The organism is Vibrio pomeroyi, from assembly GCA_041879425.1.
GTDB classification, from domain to species: Bacteria; Pseudomonadota; Gammaproteobacteria; order Enterobacterales; family Vibrionaceae; genus Vibrio; species Vibrio pomeroyi_A.
In genome coordinates this window covers 841,709-860,095 of sequence record CP090855.1, presented here as the reverse complement: position 1 = coordinate 860,095, position 18,387 = coordinate 841,709, and the positions used below count along the sequence as shown (strand labels likewise).

Genomic DNA, 18,387 nt, shown 5'->3' with positions numbered 1-18,387 from the left:
GTGATTTAGGATAAGCACCAATTATCTTTCGTAGAGCGTCAAAGGAACATCTATCTTTTCCATTTATGGGTGTTACCTCATGTTGTTACTTTAAAATCAATGAGTTCCCGAATAATAAACTAGATGCTCTGTTTCTATGAAAGCAGTTGCTTTAGGGTCAATGGCTGCTCTGCAACACCTAAGCGTTGCGCTGCCGTGAGCCCTTGCTTATCTTGGTAGCACAGATTGTGCCAAGCTCTAAATATGTCGAGTAATGGAAGAATGCCCCCTGGACGAAGCTTACGTCTAGGTTCATTAATAAAGCTATCAAACAACAACTGAAAGCGCTGTTGATAGAACTTAGTTTGTTGAATTGAGGCGGTATTAAACCACTGTTTTGGTTCTGGATTGTTACCCGTTAGGTAGCAGATACCTTTCTGGTTATCACCTTGGTTAGCAATAGCCCAACGATCGCGCCACCAACTCATGTGAACGATGTCGATCTTTTCAAAACTCTGCTCATCTTGCCAGCCTAGATCTTCTTCCACATACATAAGGTCAATATTTTGACTCTGTATACGCGGCAAACATACGCTCAGGGCGGCAGATCTTAGTAATGGATCTTGTGGCATATAGATCGCAACGTGCTTGTTCTCATCACACATATCAAGCACATGCAGGAAGTGAGCATAAGACGTATAAGGCGGTCGAATGAGCGCCCCTTTCGAAGGGTAGCTAAACGTTGTGAGGTTACCCATAGGGTCTTCAACATTGCCTCTTGCCAGAATCACTTGGTACTGCTGTTCAATACGCTCTTTTAGTTTGTCTGACGGTTGAGGAAGCTCAAGGTTTGCCTCTGAAGAGTGCTCTTTGGATACGAAGCGCGCTACATCATCATAAGGGTTGTGATCAACATTCCTTGATGGCTCTTCATTTTGTGAGTAATTCACGTGTTGGCAAAGGATATAGCCAGAATGCGCCTCACCCGTCGCTATCCAAACCACACCGTTGTTACTTTGTGGTTGTAAGCGCTGATAATGGGAAGCGAATTGATAGTCTTTGGCATGATTAACCCATCGTGCATCGATCATCGCTAATTTGCGACGGCATCGGCTGGCTATATGGTCAACATGGTCATAGAAAGTCTTGGGGTTGATCTCTAATTTTCTGCAGATTTCACGTACGGAATAGCCCATGAACAATAAGCCCATGAGGTTCTCTTGAAACTGGAGTTTTTTATTGGATCCAGACCACTTATCAACGAAGGTTGATTGGCAGTCTTTGCATCGATAACGCTGCCTGTCGCCACTGTAGCCGAAGGCATGATAAAGATGTTTATGGGTATGAACCGATAAGCCGAAGTTACCGCAATCATCATTACGACAAGCAGGAAGCCCATCGCTGTGAAGTTGTCTTAGGCGATGAAGTTCGCTTAACACTTCACGATTGTTAAGTAAGGGGGGGAAAGCTCCACATTCACGGCAAACCATCGCTGGACGCTTAGGGTTAGCGTGTTGCAAAACATACCGTTTTGCATCGCTCAAGCCAAAGTTGTCACACGCCAATGTTTTACAAAAGTTGAGTTGCAAACCATCCGCATCTTTTGGCAGCTTGTCGTTAGACACGATCTCCCCCTCGGGATTATTTGAGCAGCCAAGTGAGCTTGGCTGCGGGGTAACGCTTTTCAATGTATCTTTTATCAAATCGTTAGATGTTGATTGCTGTCTCTAGAGCAACTTTCATCATGTCGTTGAAAGACTTTTGACGCTCTTCAGAGCTTAGTTTCTCGCCACGAATGATGTGGTCAGATACTGTTAGTATAGTCAGTGCTTTAGCACCAAGGTCTGCAGCAACACCGTAGATACCAGCAGCTTCCATATCAACACCTAGGATGCCTAGTTTTTCCATTTTTTCGAAAAGGTCAGCTTCTGGAGTGTAGAAAAGGTCTGCAGAGAATACGTTACCAACTTTAACTGGAACTTCTTGTGCACGTGCTTGGTTTACTGCTTCTTCTAGAAGACCGAAATCAGCGATAGCAGCGAAGTCGTGGTTGTTGAAACGAATACGGTTTACTTTTGAGTCAGTAGAAGCACCCATACCGATAACAACGTCCATTAGTTTAACGTCGTCACGTACTGCGCCACAGCTACCTACACGAATAACGTTTTTCACACCGTACTCAGCGATTAGCTCGTGTACGTAGATGCAGCATGATGGGATACCCATACCGTGACCCATTACAGAAACTTTCTTACCTTTGTAAGTGCCTGTGTAGCCAAACATGTTGCGAACGTCACAAACTTGCTTCACGTCATCAAGGAATGTTTCAGCAATGTATTTTGCGCGAAGCGGGTCGCCTGGCATAAGTACTGTTTCTGCGAAATCACCAGCTTGAGCATTAATATGAGGTGTAGCCATGGTCGTTCTCCAAAGTTTAAACGGTAATTATAGGAACAGGATTTAATCAATTACCGATTCTGTTGAATTGAATTCGTTTTGTTGAGGCAATATTAGCGAGTTAAAACGAGGCTCCATGAGATGCTTGTCACAAAATGGGTCTACCCATAGTGTTTTATTATTATTGATAACCAAATATGTTGAAACCTTAAAGGCAATCGATTTTGTGTGGGTAAATCGCTTTGTATCAGTAGAAGGGAAGGTCTATTGAGAGATAAAGGGATGTGAATTTAGCGGTAACTAACCGTTGTCGCGACGTTTAATCAGCGATAATCTAAACTTTGATAAAAGACAAACCAAGGAATTGTATGTCGTATTGCGCTAGCTCGACGCCTTTGCTCGCTATGAAAACGCGATTACGTAAAATCGCATCGCTTGCTGTGCGAACCACCTTAATTGCCGGAGGGATAGCTTCATCGTGGGTGTATGCCGCTACATTTGAGCTGCCACCAGCCGAGAGCCGTATTGTAGGCAGAATACAGCAACACGAAGTTGCAGCGGGTGAGACGTTAGCGATTATTGCAAAGCAGTACGATATTGGCTTTCTCTCTTTAATGGCGGCAAATAAGGGCGTTGACCCTTTTCTTCCAGCTGAAGGCTATGTGTTAAGTATTCCTAGCCGTTTAATTCTGCCGGATACCCCAAGAAAGGGGATTGTCATTAACCTTGCCGAATTAAGGCTGTATTACTTTGAACCTGAGAAGAATCAGGTGCATGTGTTCCCGGTCGGGATTGGTCGAGTTGGGCGTGATACGCCAGAGATGATCACTAAGATAAGTCAAAAGAGACCTAACCCTACTTGGACGCCACCTAAGTCGATCCGCGATGAGTATTTAGAGAAAGGCATCGAATTACCGAGAGTGGTGCCAGCCGGGCCTGAAAACCCACTGGGCGAATACGCAATGCGACTTGCTTATGGTGCTGGAGATTATTTGATCCACGGAACCAACAAAGATTTTGGAATAGGCTTGCGAGTAAGCTCTGGTTGTATCCGAATGGAACCTAAAGATATTGAATGGCTGTTTGAACAAGTGAACCGTGGTGAACAAGTCACGATCATTAATGAGCCGATTAAAGTGTCGCTAGAACCGGATAGAAGTGTGTTTATTGAAGCGCACGAACCATTGACGAGAAGTGACGGTTCAAAGAAGTTGCTGGAAATCCCGGCGGAACTGAAATGGTGGCTAGAAGAAGCCGATCTACCTAATTCAAAAGCGAAAGCGGTTATCTTTGCGCAAAACGGTGTGCCTGTTGAGATAGCACCACCTGTGATTGAGTTTTAATTCGATGGTTCTTGGGAAAGCGTTATGGCTTTCCTCTCTCCTTTATCTTCATTTTCTTTGTTCCAAATAAAAGCACCACTTCCGTTAAGAGGTGGTGCCTATCTAATTACTGCTTTTTACTTTTACGACTTATTTGATCTAAAGCTAGTAGCGCTTATATCTCAACTACTTCGTGTAAGACTCTGCAATGTTGTCGATACGGTCGTTAGCACGGTCCGCTTCTTCTTTCGCTGCCATTGCGGCTGCTTCTGCTTCTTGAGCCTTCATTTCAGCGGCTGCTTTGTCACTCTTAAGTGCTTCAACTTCGCTTGTAAGTTGAGCGACTTGGTTAGTTAGTTGATCCATTTCTGACACTGCAGCTTCTTCAGGCTCTGAAGAACAACCTGCTAAAATGAAAACTGAGGCTGCAGCTGCGATTAACGTCTTATTCATAAGAACTCCTTGCTTATTTATCATCAAAAGATGCGCTATACATTCTTTATCATATAGTCGCTTCATTAATGATTGTAGCGACTAATTTTTTAACTGCAAAAACAATAACTAAAGAAATTGCTAAATTTTTGAGGTAATTAGCTCAGCATCACGATCTGTCTCATTTATGAGATGAGAGATTTGGCATCCAATTTTGAGAGACTTAGCGCAGCCATCCCTTTGCTGGCAATGCATACAATGTTCTAGCTAACGACAGATAAAGAGATAAATTTAATGTGATCTCTATCCTTATAAAGTACTTTCGCGGTATCATGTCACGTTAAATTAATTTTATTCAATACCATCATGACTGGAGAGTCCTTTGCACTTTAAAGATTTAGGCTTAGATAATCGCTTACTGAAGAACTTAAAACATTACGACTTTAAGAAAGCGACAGAGATCCAATCGAAAGCGATCCCTGTTGCTATTGCCGGTAAGGATCTATTGGCTTCATCAAAAACGGGTTCAGGTAAAACATTGGCGTTTGTGTTGCCAATGATTCACAAAGCATTAAAAACCAAAGCGTTTTCTGCTCGTGATCCTCGTGGTGTAATTTTGGCTCCTACTCGTGAGCTGGCTAAGCAAGTTTACGGTGAATTACGTAGCATGCTTGGTGGTTTGTCTTACGAAGCGGCGCTTATCTTGGGTGGCGAGAACTTTAACGACCAAGTTAAAGCACTGCGTAAGTACCCTCGTTTTATCGTTGCAACTCCAGGCCGTCTTGCTGACCACCTAGAACATCGTTCATTGTTCCTAGATGGTGTTGAAACGCTAATCCTTGATGAAGCGGACCGTATGCTTGACCTGGGTTTCGCTCCAGAACTTCGTCGTATTGCTAATGCTGCTAAACACCGTCGTCGTCAGACTCTAATGTTCTCTGCAACGTTAGATCACGCTGAAGTAAACGGCATTGCCAACGAAATGCTAGACGCACCGAAGCGTATCTCTGTGGGTGTTTCTAACGAGCAACACTTAGATATCACTCAGAAATTCTACTTATGTGATCACTTAGATCACAAAGAAGCGATTTTAGACCGTGTACTGGAAGAAGCGGAATACCGTCAGGTAATGATCTTCACAGCAACACGTGCTGATACTGACCGTTTAACAGATAAGTTGAACGAGAAGAAACTTAAAGCGGTAGCACTGAGTGGTAACCTAAACCAAACGCAACGTAATGCTATTATGAGTCAGTTCGAGCGTGCGGTTTACAAGATCTTGGTAACTACCGATGTTGCTTCACGTGGTATTGATATTCCAAACGTGAGCCACGTTATCAACTTTGATATGCCTAAGCATACGGAAGAGTACGTGCACCGTGTGGGTCGTACTGGCCGTGCGGGTAACAAAGGCGACGCGATTTCTTTGGTTGGTCCAAAAGATTGGGATAGCTTCAAGCGTGTTGAACTTTACCTTCAACAAGATCTCAACTTCTCTGTACTTGAAGGCCTAAAAGGTAAATTCAAAGGCATTAAGCCACGTAAACCTGCGTTTGCTAAAGGCGGCCCTGCTAAGAAGAAGACCAATACTCAAGCGAAGAAAACGCCGAAGAAGCCGGTTAAGCGCGATAAGAGCTTCCACCAAAATGTGGCAGTGGGTGATACTGTGTTTATCCCTAAGAAGAAAGTCGCACCAAAAGTGGACGACGAGTAATCACCAGCCAGTTTAGAAGCGTTTGTTTGTAAAACTGAAATAAATAAAAACCGCCATTATTAGGCGGTTTTTTTGTATATCGACTTTGTCTAAGTGTCTAACTTCCGGTATTTAACTAGAAATCGAACGTCGAGAACGAATACGCCAAGATGTGGTCAGCAATGTATTTATGAGTAGCAGTCGTTGGGTGTGTCACGCCCCAAAATACATAGCTGTCTGAACCATAGGTGGCACAGTCATTGGTTAAGCTGTGGCTTCGCAAATAGTCCGCGGCTGAGCTTCTGTTGAGATCAAGACAAGCGTCACTCGCATTTCTAAAGCCATGCTGTTCAGGGTTATCAGTAATGCTGGCGAACAACGCGCTCGCATCGAACAACACCACGTTTTTCCCCATGCTTTGGTAATACTCAGCTTGCGCTTTAATGAATTGGTTGAACTCTAAGATCTTTCCTCGGACTTTGATGATCTCTTGCTCGGTTGAATATTTGAATTGCGGTGCTTTGGTCGCATCAGGCAATGTGAAGAGTAAGATATTACTCGCCCCAGACTCGGTTAGTCGGATAAGAGCGCTACTGAAATCGGCTTTAACATCGGCGACTTCTCGATCGTAATTCATAAAGTCATTGAGTCCAAACTCGAGCGTAAACAGGGAGTTTTCAGGGCGATAGTTTTTAGCGACTTTCATGTAGGTTAAGTAGGAAGTGACTTGGTCATAGACACCAGTCAGCGCGACATATTGGTTAGTGCCTGCTGCACCGCCGACGGCCCAGTTATAAAGAGGTACATCTTTGGCTTTGGCTAAATATTCCGTCCAAACCAAACCGTTTGAGAAATGCCCCAGAAACCATGAATTCGCATTGGGGAAAACCCATTGAGATCCGTTAAATAGGTTCCCAGTATCAGAAAGGCTATCACCAAAAGTAACAATGCGATTAATGGTATTGGCTTGAACTACGTTATCGTTGGTCCAGATTGAATGGTTGTAAGAGAAGCGATTGTTTGCGGCAAAATAGGTGATGTCAGCGACGTCATGCTGGATGTCGAGCGTCTCTTCACAGCGTTGTTTGATTTCAGATTGTGGGGCATCGCTATAGAACATGTTTTTGAATGAAACGGAAGACCACCAATATCCGTTGATCCTGTAATAGTCCCCGTTTTCTTTTTTCGCCCATTTCCAATCGGTAGCTGCAGAGTCATGCGACGCATCGGTTCGATACCAACATCGAACGTAAGAGTAAGTTTCTGAGCCTTGTGTGCTAAGCACTTGAGCGGATGTTATAGATTCAGGTGTTGGTATTGGATCTTCAGTGGCATAAGCACCAAAAGGCATGGTTAACGCGAGTATTAAAGCCGTATTTTTCATCATTGTGTTCTCTTTTTTATTTTGAGGTGAGCCAATGGAAACGTTGTTGCTTGTTGATAAGTGAATAACTAGATGACTGGTACGACCTATACAGAAAATTAATAATTCACGTCAATATATTCAAACTATTGGAGTGTCATTACTGGCATAAATATCAAATTTCCAACGGGTTTATGATTGATAAATAACGGTTTAAACGCTTGAACATTTGTCATTGATCTTTTGAATTTTGTGAATGTTAGGTTGATATTTCAGTTAGTTTATTGGAAGTACGAGTTCATGTGAACACGTTAAATGTTAATTTAATCAATTAGTTAATATCTTGGCCTTAGATCTTAATCTGTTTGTGTTGATGTTAATCACTACTGTTTAATTCCAGTTCAATCTCACAAATATCAAGTTGCTATTTTCTGTTTTATAAAATCATCAACTACGGTTCTTTTACTCATCAGAGGTCTAATCTGTTTAAGGAAAGAGCATTGAAAAAGATATTAATTTGGACGATAGCTTGTCTATCCAGTTTTGGTGCCTATGCAGGAACGAGCGCATCGGCACTAGAAGTCAGCGGATACACTGAAACGAAATATCCCATTGTGTTGGTACATGGCTTGTTTGGTTTCGATACGTTGGCAGGCGTCGACTATTTCTATGGCGTACCTGAATCGCTGACAAAAGATGGCGCGAGCGTATACTTCGCTCAGGTTTCTGCGACCAACAGCTCTGAAGTTCGTGGCGAACAGTTACTGGCTCAAGTTGAAACACTTTTAGCGGCAACCGGAGCGAGTAAGGTGAATCTGGTTGGACACAGCCATGGCGGACCGACTGCACGCTATGTGGCATCAGTTCGTCCAGATCTGGTTGCATCAGTAACAAGTATTGGTGGCGTTCATAAAGGCTCTAAGGTGGCCGATTTAGTTCGTGGCACCGTACCTGAAGGCTCAGCCACAGAAGGTATTGCGGTTAAACTTGCTGGTGGGTTGACTACGCTCATCAACCTATTATCTGGTGGAACGGATCTTGACCAAGACGGTCTCGCATCTCTAGAAGCTCTGACTACAGAAGGTTCGCTTGCATTCAATCAGTTTTACCCTGAAGGCGTTCCAACATCTGAGTGCGGTGATGGTGAATGGCAAGCAGGTAACGGCGTTTATTACTACTCCTGGACAGGGTCATCCACTTTTACCAACCTTCTTGATCCTACCGACGGAGCAATGACAATTCTTGGCTTAGCCTTCAATGAACCGAATGATGGGCTAGTGGGGGCGTGCAGCGCACACTTGGGCAAAGTGATTGGTGACGACTATAAAATGAATCACCTAGACGAAATTAATGGGTTGCTGGGGATTCACCATCTCTTTGAGACCGATCCTGTGACGCTCTATCGTCAACACGCTAATCGATTGAAGCTGGCCGGCCTTTAGGCTGCCTACCCATTTATTAAGACCTTAAGGAACACATAATGAAAAAGACCGCTATTTTGTCGATAACCACGATAACCCTGATGAGTACAGCGGCGGTCTTTTTGTATCCAACCTTTTTTCCTGTTAAGACAGACGAGCTAAACTCAAACAAAAAAATGGAACAAAGCGCCTCCTCTTTGAAGGCCACCTCTCAACAAGATACCGAAATCGATGATGCATCAGCCAAAGACATGATGGAATATTTCGTCTCAGGCAATACCGAGCTAACCCTTGAAGATATTCGTGACAACGTGGCAAAACATCACGATCAATCACAAAGTGCCGTTGTCGATGAGGCATTGTTTGCTAAATACCTTGAGTATAAATCGGCACTGGCCTCGTTGGATGTTCAGTTCGACACTACATCAATCTCAGCCGAAGACTTACAAGCACTCAATCAAGCGCTACTCGATCTCCAAGCTCAATTCTTTAGCCCAAGCGATATTAGTATTCTGTTTACCCATGACAATCGCATGAGAGAGATCGCTTTAGAAAAGTTACTTCTGAAGCAGGAGGGATTAGAGGATGAAGAATACCAACAAAGACTCGAATCCTATCTATCTGAGCAACCTGATTATGTTCAGTCGAGTCACCAGAATCAAGTGTTACTCCAACAGCTCTCTAGCTCTGAAGGTCTCGATGAACAGGGTAAATACTTAAAGAGAAGCGAACTTGTTGGTGAAGAAGCAACCCAAAGGCTTGAAGCTCTTGATAAACAAAGAGCGGCCTTTGAAGACTCTTTAGAGGTCTACTTCGCAGAACGAAATGATGTTTTGAACGACTCAGCCCTCTCAGAAAACGAGCAACAAGAGACAATTGCGCAACTTAGAACTGAACATTTCCTACCAGAACAGCTTAGAAGAGTAGAAGCGATTGAAAGAATTCGAGCTAATGAAGCTAAACAGTAAAGTCATTTAGTTTAATTAAGTAAACGATTGCTTATTCTGTATTAAGGTAAATTATTGCTTATAATCAAAATTATCAACTACCTTTCTTCTCTGAATAAACATAAATATTACATAGTAATACAAGACCAATTCATAATTAATTGGCGTATCTATCGTGATTAATATCACATATTTATGTAAATGATAATTGATCTCATTATCGTTTGGGTGCAGTATACGCGAAATTTATTAAATTAGCGTATGGATTTGTTGGATTTATGAAAGTGTTTGTGTTGTTAGCTTTTACTCTTTTACTGACGGGGACGGTCAGTGCTTCCGATCAGTTCTCTTGGCTTAGAGATGATTCCCGTAGCGCGAACAACGTACTCAACTATCTTAATCAACAAAATAATAAAACTTCGCAGTATCAAGAACGTATTCGGTTATTGAGTGAATCCTTGCAAGACAATTGGCAGGGCAACCGCCCAGAGATAGCTGACAAACCGTGGCTTGAAATCGGTGGGTATGAGTATGCGATCCTCAATCACAATGGTGAAAGAGTTTTATTGTCCCGATTGGTTGGGAATGAAGAATCAACGCAGCTACTTAACCTTGACGATCGATCTACCGATCTTGATTACTATCAGTTAGCTGGCTGGACATTAAACTCAACAAGAACACAGCTGGCGATCGCCGAAGATGTCAAAGGATCAGAACAGTACCGAGTCAGTGTTGTTGATCTTAAAACTCGTCAAGTTACCCCAATCGCGCGGAATGTAGACAGTACGCTTACGTGGTCGAAAGACGATCAATCTCTGTATTTGGTTCAACTTGAGCAACAAACTTCGAGACCTTATGCGCTAACGCAATACTTCTTAGACCAGTCAGAACCAAATCAATTAATTGAAGAACCAGATTCTGCGTGGTTACTGTCGTTCTACCTTTCAAGTGATACGCAATTTGCTATCGTTCAGGCAAACAGTGAGGATTCAAGTGAGCAACGTCTGTTAAATCTTGATACCGGCGAAATCTCTAAACCTCTTTTACCTCGCAGAACTGGCGTGGAGTACTACGTTGATGTTGTTGGCTCTCGTTTATTCTCGAACAGTAACCATGCTCGTAAGGGATTTGCTTTTTACTCGGTAGCGCTTAATCAAGCATCAAAAATAGATAATTGGAATGCTGTTTTTGAACCGAGTGATGATTCTAGAATCAGTAACTTTCATCTGTTTGAGTCGGGGCCTGTGATCATCACCCAGACTGGTGCGTCTCAATTTTTACAATTCTTCGATAACGACGGACGTCATCGTTCAAGACAGCTGATAGCAGAACCAGGTCAAGTTGCTTGGGTAAGCCAAGTAGGTGACTACCAAAGTAACAAACTGCACATTCGAAGCATGTCTTTAACTCAGCCAGCGAAGTGGGAGCGGCTGAATACTGACACTCTAAAACGAGAGCTCTTCTCTCAAGATCACTACCCTGAATATCAAAAATCTAACTATTATTCCGAGCAAGTCATCGTCAACTCTGGCGGGGTAACGATCCCAGTGACTTTGGCGTATCGCAAGGATAAGCTCACGAAGGATACACCTCTGTTTTTGTACGGGTACGGGGCCTACGGAATGACGATGAAGCCTTACTTTATGCCCCAAATCATTAGCCTACTTGATGAGGGCGTGATTTATGCAATTGCACATGTTCGCGGTGGCGGCTTTTATGGTGACGCTTGGTACCAAGCAGGAAAAGGGGTCAAAAAAGAGAATGCTATCTCGGATTTCATTGCTGTAGCTCGAGATTTGACGACATACGATCAAGGTAGACGCCCAATTTACGCTATGGGTGGAAGTGCTGGTGGCACTCTTGTTGCCGCAGCATTAAATCAGGCTCCTGACTTGTTTAATGGTGCAGTCCTTAAAGTCCCCTTTGTCGATGTCGTGAACAGCATGTCTGATTCTGTAATACCTCTAACGGCTCAGCAGTATGGTGAGTGGGGCAATCCAAATATTGCCGATGAATTGAAGGTAATGCAGCAATACGACCCTTATTTGAATCTTAGAGAAATAAATTACCCACCGATATTAATTCAAGTTGGCCTCAATGACCGCCGCGTTCCTTATTGGGAAGGGGCTAAGTATTACGCGAAACTTAACGAACTTACGACCGGAAGTGGGCCCTATCTGTTAGCGACAAACTTTACTCAGGGGCACTCGACCGACAGGCGGCGCTCCCAGTCACAACAAGCGTTTGAGTACGCATTTCTTTTATCACTTACCCTGAAAGACATTAAAGCGGAGCAGTAAATGAAGCTTTCCCCCCTATCAGCGGCAGTACTGAGCGTACTTGCTGCCAACCTCGTGCACGCCGAATCCGAGGTTTATCACTTTGAAGAAGTGATCGTAACAGCGAATAAAATTGAACAGCCACTATCAGAAGTTGCAGGTTCAGTTGCCGTGATTACTGGTGAAGAACTCGAAAAAAAGGGCGCAACAGAGCTTTATGATGCAATAAAGAGCGAACCGGGAGTCAGTGTTTCTGGGGGAGCGGGGCGACCTCAAAATATCACTATCCGCGGAATGACTGGTAACCGTATCTTGATTGTGAAAGATGGAATCAAGTCTGCTGATGGCTTTGGTGCTAATGACATCAATGACAAGATAGGGCGTAACTCGTTTGATATGTCTAACCTCGAAAGTATTGAGGTTATAAAAGGGGCGAGTTCGTCTGTATTTGGTTCGGGTGCTATTGGTGGTGTGGTAGTGGTTCGGACTAAAAAGCCGGGGGATTATCTCGACAACGAAGACTTCTATAGTGATGTCTCAGCAACCTATACCGGTATCAGTAATAAATACAAAGGCGCGACAAACCTTGCTTTTCGTTCGGGAAAGTTTGAAAGCTTGATAAACCTTTCTTATTGGGAAGGTGAAGAAACTCGTAATTTTGACGAAGACTTATATAACCGAGAAATAGATGGTGTCGGTGGTGGTTATACGCTGAATTACTGGTCAAGTGATGCATTAATGCTTAAAGGGAATGTTGAGTACTATAAAGAGAATCTAAATAGAAAAGAGGGCACCTCTAAGATCCAAAAAGATGGCAAGTGGGATACTGAAGATTTTGATCAACAATCCTATACCGAGACTTTTTCTGCGTATGCGGGCTTTGAGTACCTTCCTTCCAATACTTGGTTCGAGGAATTGGATGCCAAGATCTATTGGCGTGATATGACGAATGAAGATACCACCAATCGTTTGATGTCTCGAACCAACAACAACGTTTCTGAGTTACGCAGAACGATTGATGTACGTGGTTTTACCGATCAGCTTCTTGGTGTAAACGCCGATTTTATTAGTGCATTCCAACATCACAACATGAATCATACCTTGTCTTATGGTGTGAATATGGAAACCAACCTCCATGAGCGTCCAAGTCAATCCTCTGTTTTAGATTGGAACGGAGTGTCACTTAACACGGATGTGCCTTTTGCTCCCGCTCGCTCGTACAACTTTGCCGCCTTTATTCGTGACGCGATTGAAATTGACCATTGGACTGTGACGGCAGGTGCTCGTTTTGATTTACACCAGTTGAAACCTGAGTCACAGAACACGATCAATGGTTATGAAGTCAAGGAACAAAATTCGAGTGAGTTTTCTCCTAGCTTATCGGTGAGTTATCAGTTGACGGACTCGTTAAATACATACCTTTCTTACAATCACGGTTTTAGAGCTCCGGGTTATGACAAAATTTATGGTTACCAGAACCATGATTTTGTCCCAATCACCCCATTTGTCATTGTGCCGAATATGGATCTAGAGGCCGAAACCAGTGATTCATTCGAATTAGGCAGTAAGTTTGATAATGGACAAACGCAGCTTTACGCGGCCGTTTTTTATCAAAAGTTCGATAATTTTATCGACGTTAAACAGATCACGTTTGTGCCGGACTCAAATACAGGTAACTACTACAAGCAATATCAAAATGTAAATGGAGTCGAGACGTATGGCATTGAGGCTTCAATTGCGTATCGTTTAAGCGAGTTTTGGAGTGTGAGTACCAAGGTTGGTTACGTTGATGGAGAAGACGAGGATGGAGAAAAAGTTCGTACACTCACACCTTGGGAAGGTAATGCAGAGATAGCTTATGACGACAACGCTATCTCTGCTTATGCGCAGGTCAATTGGGCACAAGCTATGGATAACGTACCTCAATGTGAAGATGACTTAGGTATCGTTACCGGTTGTGCGACGACCGCTGGTTGGGCGAGTGTCGACTTAGGTTTGAGTTACTCTTGGAACTTTGGCTTGGATGTTAGCGCCAATGTGATCAACCTATTTGATAAAGAATACATCCGATACCAAGATGTTGCGGGTATTGCGGACAGCAATAAACTTTACTCTACAGAGCCTGGTCGTTACTTCACTGTTAACGCCAAGTATGAGTTTTAAGGAGGACATATGAAGAAGAGTTCTCTTTATCTCGCTTTGTGCCTAGCTTCTGCAACAAGCAGTGCCGCTGAGTGGGATTACCCAATTGGCAGCACCGTTGTGACAACGCAACAAGAAGCTAAGGCTTATTTGGAAAATGCTTATCCTGAGGTTGGTACGCTAAGGTTTCGCTATGAAACACAGTCTAAATTGGGGAACCACTACAATTTCGATGTATTGATCGAAGGTGAGTATCAACAACAGAAGTCTATGGTTCTTTCGACGAATACCGACCAACAGGTGTTACGTGTTTTCAGAAGCTTAGAAAATACCGTGTTACTCAACGGAAATCCGACAACGGCTGCTGAGTTAGAAGCTCCTCGTTTATTAGAAGCAGAACGTCCACCGAGCTTAAGCAGTGGGCAAGTTGTTGCGACTCATGTGAACGTGTTCAGTCCAGATTTGAGAACTATGGACAGGTCTGCGCCACCAGAAACGCTATTAACGGATGTGAGCCAGTATCCTAACTCTCCGAGCTACGTCCAAACGGATGTGGAGGTGTTGAACCATAGTGGTGGAATCTACCTTACTAATGATCGTGTCTCTCAGGTTGATGCAGCTGCCTTATACTCGATTGACCCTGACTCGGGTGCTGTAACGAACCGTGATGCTTCAAATTTCCTTGCAGCTGAAGGTGTCACTAAGTTTACTGACCTGGCTGATTTACAAAATGTAGATTGGCAAGACACGCGATTCCCACAGTTGATGGTTTTTGCTCACCTTGATCAGTCTTTGCGTTATATCAGTAGCTTGGGCTTTGATGTGTTTGATGCACCTCTTGAGTTCGATGGTAGAGGACTATCTGCAGATAACTCGACTTACTACTACGGTCCTAAAGCAACTCTGTTTGGTGTCGGTGGTGGTTCTCCAGATGCATTAGACGGCGACGTCATTCTGCATGAGCTTGGGCATGGGATTCATTATCACATAGTAAAAGATTGGGCTTATGGTCATACCGGTGCAATCGGTGAGGGTTTTGGTGATTACTGGGCGGGTAGCTTTAGCTTTCGTACTCAATATGAAAATGCCCAAACTCGTGGACAAGAGTTCGAGATTGATACCGTCTTTAACTGGGATGGCTACTTTGGCGTAAGAAATACCACTCGCAGCCTTTGGAACCAAAGAGCACGGTACTTTAGACAAGCGGAATATCGCCCCCATGAAAGTGTTGCGGGTGAGCTAGGTGATGAACTTTGGTCAACACCGTTGTTCCAAGCTCTGAAAGCATCGGTTGAACAGTATGGTGAGCTCGCTTTTAAAGAGTTCGATTCAATCATACTTGAGTCTATGTACGGGCTCGGTCGAGGGGTGAAAATGCATGATCTAGCTGAGAGCACGCTGTTTGTGGCTCAACAGCTCTATCCTAATCGAGATTATGCCGAAATATTGAAGCAAAAGTTTGATGTGCATGGACTGATCATCGAACCATTTAAAGTAGAGGTTCCTGATCATTATGTTGATCCAAAGAAGCCGCTGACCATTGAGTTGTACCCGACGTTAAGACAGGCTCAAGTCGATGGCGAAATTAATATTTCAGAATTGGTGAAGTCGTTTGTTAGTCCTCCGGTTAACCAACTAACGATTGAAGCGACACTTCCTACAGGCGAGGTGTGTGGTTCTTCAGTCACCATGAATACGAATGTCGACTATCGATACAGCGACACACTCAAATCACAAAAGTGGCAGCATGATTTGCCCCTTGTATATGGCTTGCCTGTACTCGAATCCGATATCAAAGAGTTGGATAGCTATCTTCCCGATAGCCGATTTAGCTCGACTAATCAGCCGATCGTTGGCTTTAAAACATTCAATTTCACACTAAGTGGAACGGATCAGATCGCAGACGAAAATTTCGGTATGTATTTAGAAATCGAGCATCCTCGTTTAAGCGACTTAGTGGTAACTCTGATTTCACCGAAGGGAACTCGAGTTGATTTACTTAACCATAAGTCGACACGCTTTTCTGGCTTTGATGGCTACTTCACACTCAAGCATGACTCGGTTCTTGATTCGTTTAAGGGTGAGCCTATTAATGGGTCTTGGCGTTTAGAAATTGCCGATTATGTAAATGGTGAAACTGGGAGCTTAAAGCGTTGGGGTCTCGGCACTATTTCGAAATATGAATGTGGAGAAACGACGACTTCACCTCAAGAACCAATAGCTACCAATAGCTCTTCTGGTGGCTCAGCTTCACCTATCTTGATTCTATTTATGTCTTTGCTTTCGTTAGGCAGGTCATTTGCTACACGTTACTTGCCTCAAATGGCAAGGCTCTTTAAAAACAAAACAAGAAGATAACTCTATGAAACCTCAATTGACTATTTTGGTCATCTCTTTGGCCCTAGCTGGCTGTGGTGGTTCGGGCGGTTCCGATACCTCTGCATCGGCAGCACCAACCTACACAGTTTCAGGTACAGTGACGGCACAGAATGTAGATTTACAAAGTAAGGTCTGTGCAGACATCAATCAAAACTATATGTGTGATAGCGGAGAGCCAAGTTCGACGGCTAACGCGAATGGCGAATTTAGTATTACCAGTACTAAGAAGTCAATTTTATCGGTTCCTTTATTAGCTCAAGTGGATACGGGGATAGCAGCCAATAGCACGAGCGGTTCTGCGTCTTCTTACGCTTATATCGCAGCTCCCGGTCTTCAAAAAAACACGGGAAATGAGATTAATGGTATTAGTTCACTTTTGGCGGGTTATGTTGCGGATGGACTGACGGTTGCTGAGGCCAACAGCAAATTAAAAGCGCAGCTCGCGAAAAGTGGTATCTCTATTTCTGGTGACATACAAGACGATTTATCTGCGTCTGAGCTCGCGAGTTTGGAACAAAATATCGTATCAACAATCAAGGCTTTTAAGCACTCGAATCGTGCATTCATGCTCGCTCAGTTAAGTGCGAAATTTGATAAGAGTGCGGCTGATTATGTAAATGGCGTGCTCACAAATGATGAAGTTACCGCTTTTGCTAATTTCTTAGAAGGTGAATTGAAAGCTGCCACAGCATTGAATGATACTGGTGTTCTACGCTATTTCTCAGATATCGATGATACACAAAATGTCTCTGAGCCACAGAGTTCATTCCCAGGTCAAGATGCAGAATACGGCTTTGATAAAACAGAGCTGAATAGCAATACGGGCAATGGTTTCCAGTTTGCAAAGTTAGATTCAAGTGGTCAGGTGCTTGCTGATGATGCTGCTCAGTGGTCTTGTGTCCTCGATCAACGCAGTGGCTTGATTTGGGAGTCGAAAACGGATGATGAAAACTCTGTTCAATATAAAGATCGCATCTTAGCGCTAGAGTTACCTGGATTAGTAACGCCTTACGATCAGGACGTAGATCTAGCGACGTGTAAAACGAAAGGTGATGCGATATGTACCACTCAAGATTACGTTGAGCATATCAACGCAATGAACTTATGCGGTAAGTCAGATTGGCGTTTGCCAACGTTCCATGAGTTCTACAACTTGCTTGACTTCGGCGAAACTGAAACTAACTCAGATGGTGAAGTTTATGGTTTAACTTACAAGTACTTCCCACATCAAACCCTTGGTATTGACTATACGACTTACACTGGTTCGGTATGGACTCAATCCATTACTTATAGTCAATACACAAATGGCGTTGTCACGGGTGGCTTCTATTATAACGAGATTGGAACTCAGGGATCAGATAGAGGGGTTGTTGGTTCCATAGAGATCTATTCAGGTGATGTTGATTCTTCAGATAATTATGATTCGTACCAATTCCCAGTTCGTTTAGTTTCACTACAAGGTCAATAGATATGAAAAATTTACTCTCAATAACTTTAATTGGCCTATTTTCTGCGGGTGCAATGGCACAAGAATGTAGCCTAGATATGGAAAAATCGGCTCCAAGCACGCGCTATGTGGCGAACGATAATGGGACGTTTAGTGATGAACTCACAGGGCTGACTTGGATGCGTTGCCAGCTGGGGAAAACTTGGGATGCAAAAACGTTAGCTTGTAGTGGACCAGCTGAAACCTACCACTGGCAGAGTGCACTTGCTATGGTTGAATCAATTAATGACCAGAGTGGTAGTCATGCGTTGCATCAGTTCTCAGGTGTAAAAGAATGGCGTATGCCAAACATCAAAGAGTTAGTGTCATTAAAAGAAGTGGCATGCCACTCTCCAGCAATAAGTCACAAGGTGTTCGGTGATACGTTTAACGTTGAAGCAGGAAACTTGGCTTCATTTATATGGAGTTCGACTCCTGCAAGTGATGGACAGAGCGTGATGACGTTTGATTCCATTAATGGTGAGGTTTATCAGTACAACGCTGCACAATACAAGTTTAGTGTTTTATTAGTTGCAGAATGAATTAG

13 protein-coding genes are annotated in these 18,387 nt (G+C 43.4%); 9 read left to right on the top strand and 4 right to left on the bottom strand.

Annotated features, from left to right (window positions below; all coding sequences use genetic code 11):
• Positions 1–134 precede the first annotated feature (134 nt).
• On the bottom strand, positions 135–1,604 hold the full coding sequence (locus tag L0992_19735; GenBank protein ID XGB70245.1) for a lactate dehydrogenase: 1,470 nt from the start codon (positions 1,602–1,604) through the stop codon (positions 135–137).
• Between the two features lie 82 nt (positions 1,605–1,686).
• The gene (deoD, locus tag L0992_19730) at positions 1,687–2,397 is read right to left on the bottom strand and encodes a purine-nucleoside phosphorylase (protein ID XGB70244.1); all 711 of its coding nucleotides are present in this window, start codon (positions 2,395–2,397) and stop codon (positions 1,687–1,689) included.
• A 347-nt stretch (positions 2,398–2,744) separates the two neighbouring features.
• On the opposite strand from deoD, the gene L0992_19725 reads away from it, so the two are divergent.
• On the top strand, positions 2,745–3,719 hold the full coding sequence (locus L0992_19725) for a L,D-transpeptidase family protein (protein ID XGB70243.1): 975 nt from the start codon (positions 2,745–2,747) through the stop codon (positions 3,717–3,719).
• A gap of 165 nt (positions 3,720–3,884) precedes the next feature.
• Here L0992_19725 and L0992_19720 read toward each other — a convergent pair whose 3' ends face one another.
• Entirely contained in the window at positions 3,885–4,151 is a 267-nt protein-coding gene (locus L0992_19720) for an Lpp/OprI family alanine-zipper lipoprotein (GenBank protein ID XGB70242.1), read from the bottom strand.
• Between the two features lie 361 nt (positions 4,152–4,512).
• Between L0992_19720 and L0992_19715 the strand changes: the two genes are divergently transcribed.
• The gene (locus L0992_19715; GenBank protein ID XGB70241.1) at positions 4,513–5,844 is read left to right on the top strand and encodes a DEAD/DEAH box helicase; all 1,332 of its coding nucleotides are present in this window, start codon (positions 4,513–4,515) and stop codon (positions 5,842–5,844) included.
• 115 nt (positions 5,845–5,959) lie between these two features.
• Here L0992_19715 and L0992_19710 read toward each other — a convergent pair whose 3' ends face one another.
• Complete coding sequence (locus tag L0992_19710; protein ID XGB70391.1) at positions 5,960–7,207, bottom strand: SGNH/GDSL hydrolase family protein; 1,248 nt, start codon at positions 7,205–7,207, stop codon at positions 5,960–5,962.
• A gap of 479 nt (positions 7,208–7,686) precedes the next feature.
• Between L0992_19710 and L0992_19705 the strand changes: the two genes are divergently transcribed.
• From L0992_19705 to L0992_19675, 7 genes are all read left to right on the top strand, one after another.
• Positions 7,687–8,628 carry a triacylglycerol lipase gene (locus L0992_19705; protein XGB70240.1) on the top strand — a complete coding sequence of 314 codons (942 nt, stop codon included), beginning with the start codon at positions 7,687–7,689 and terminating at the stop codon, positions 8,626–8,628.
• A 38-nt stretch (positions 8,629–8,666) separates the two neighbouring features.
• Positions 8,667–9,575 (top strand): lipase secretion chaperone, encoded by a 909-nt coding sequence (locus L0992_19700; protein ID XGB70239.1) that lies wholly within the window; start codon positions 8,667–8,669, stop codon positions 9,573–9,575.
• Positions 9,576–9,832: 257 nt separating this feature from the next.
• Positions 9,833–11,854: a prolyl oligopeptidase family serine peptidase gene (locus tag L0992_19695; GenBank protein ID XGB70238.1), complete on the top strand. Its 2,022-nt coding sequence runs from the start codon at positions 9,833–9,835 to the stop codon at positions 11,852–11,854.
• Entirely contained in the window at positions 11,855–13,996 is a 2,142-nt protein-coding gene (locus tag L0992_19690; protein ID XGB70237.1) for a TonB-dependent hemoglobin/transferrin/lactoferrin family receptor, read from the top strand. It begins immediately after the preceding gene.
• A gap of 9 nt (positions 13,997–14,005) precedes the next feature.
• Positions 14,006–16,333 (top strand): proprotein convertase P-domain-containing protein, encoded by a 2,328-nt coding sequence (locus tag L0992_19685; GenBank protein XGB70236.1) that lies wholly within the window; start codon positions 14,006–14,008, stop codon positions 16,331–16,333.
• 4 nt (positions 16,334–16,337) lie between these two features.
• Complete coding sequence (locus L0992_19680; GenBank protein ID XGB70235.1) at positions 16,338–17,822, top strand: DUF1566 domain-containing protein; 1,485 nt, start codon at positions 16,338–16,340, stop codon at positions 17,820–17,822.
• 2 nt (positions 17,823–17,824) lie between these two features.
• The gene (locus L0992_19675; GenBank protein ID XGB70234.1) at positions 17,825–18,382 is read left to right on the top strand and encodes a DUF1566 domain-containing protein; all 558 of its coding nucleotides are present in this window, start codon (positions 17,825–17,827) and stop codon (positions 18,380–18,382) included.
• Positions 18,383–18,387 lie beyond the last annotated feature (5 nt).

Excerpts from the sequence above, each read along its gene's own strand:
- L0992_19720 (XGB70242.1), bottom strand. The coding sequence starts at position 4,151 with ATGAATAAGACGTTAATCGCAGCTGCAGCCTCAGTTTTCATTTTAGCA.
- deoD (XGB70244.1), bottom strand. The coding sequence starts at position 2,397 with ATGGCTACACCTCATATTAATGCTCAAGCTGGTGATTTCGCAGAAACA.
- L0992_19680 (XGB70235.1), top strand. The coding sequence starts at position 16,338 with ATGAAACCTCAATTGACTATTTTGGTCATCTCTTTGGCCCTAGCTGGC.
- L0992_19700 (XGB70239.1), top strand. The coding sequence starts at position 8,667 with ATGAAAAAGACCGCTATTTTGTCGATAACCACGATAACCCTGATGAGT.
- L0992_19725 (XGB70243.1), top strand. The coding sequence starts at position 2,745 with ATGTCGTATTGCGCTAGCTCGACGCCTTTGCTCGCTATGAAAACGCGA.
- L0992_19695 (XGB70238.1), top strand. The coding sequence starts at position 9,833 with ATGAAAGTGTTTGTGTTGTTAGCTTTTACTCTTTTACTGACGGGGACG.
- L0992_19710 (XGB70391.1), bottom strand. The coding sequence starts at position 7,207 with ATGAAAAATACGGCTTTAATACTCGCGTTAACCATGCCTTTTGGTGCT.
- L0992_19675 (XGB70234.1), top strand. The coding sequence starts at position 17,825 with ATGAAAAATTTACTCTCAATAACTTTAATTGGCCTATTTTCTGCGGGT.
- L0992_19690 (XGB70237.1), top strand. The coding sequence starts at position 11,855 with ATGAAGCTTTCCCCCCTATCAGCGGCAGTACTGAGCGTACTTGCTGCC.
- L0992_19685 (XGB70236.1), top strand. The coding sequence starts at position 14,006 with ATGAAGAAGAGTTCTCTTTATCTCGCTTTGTGCCTAGCTTCTGCAACA.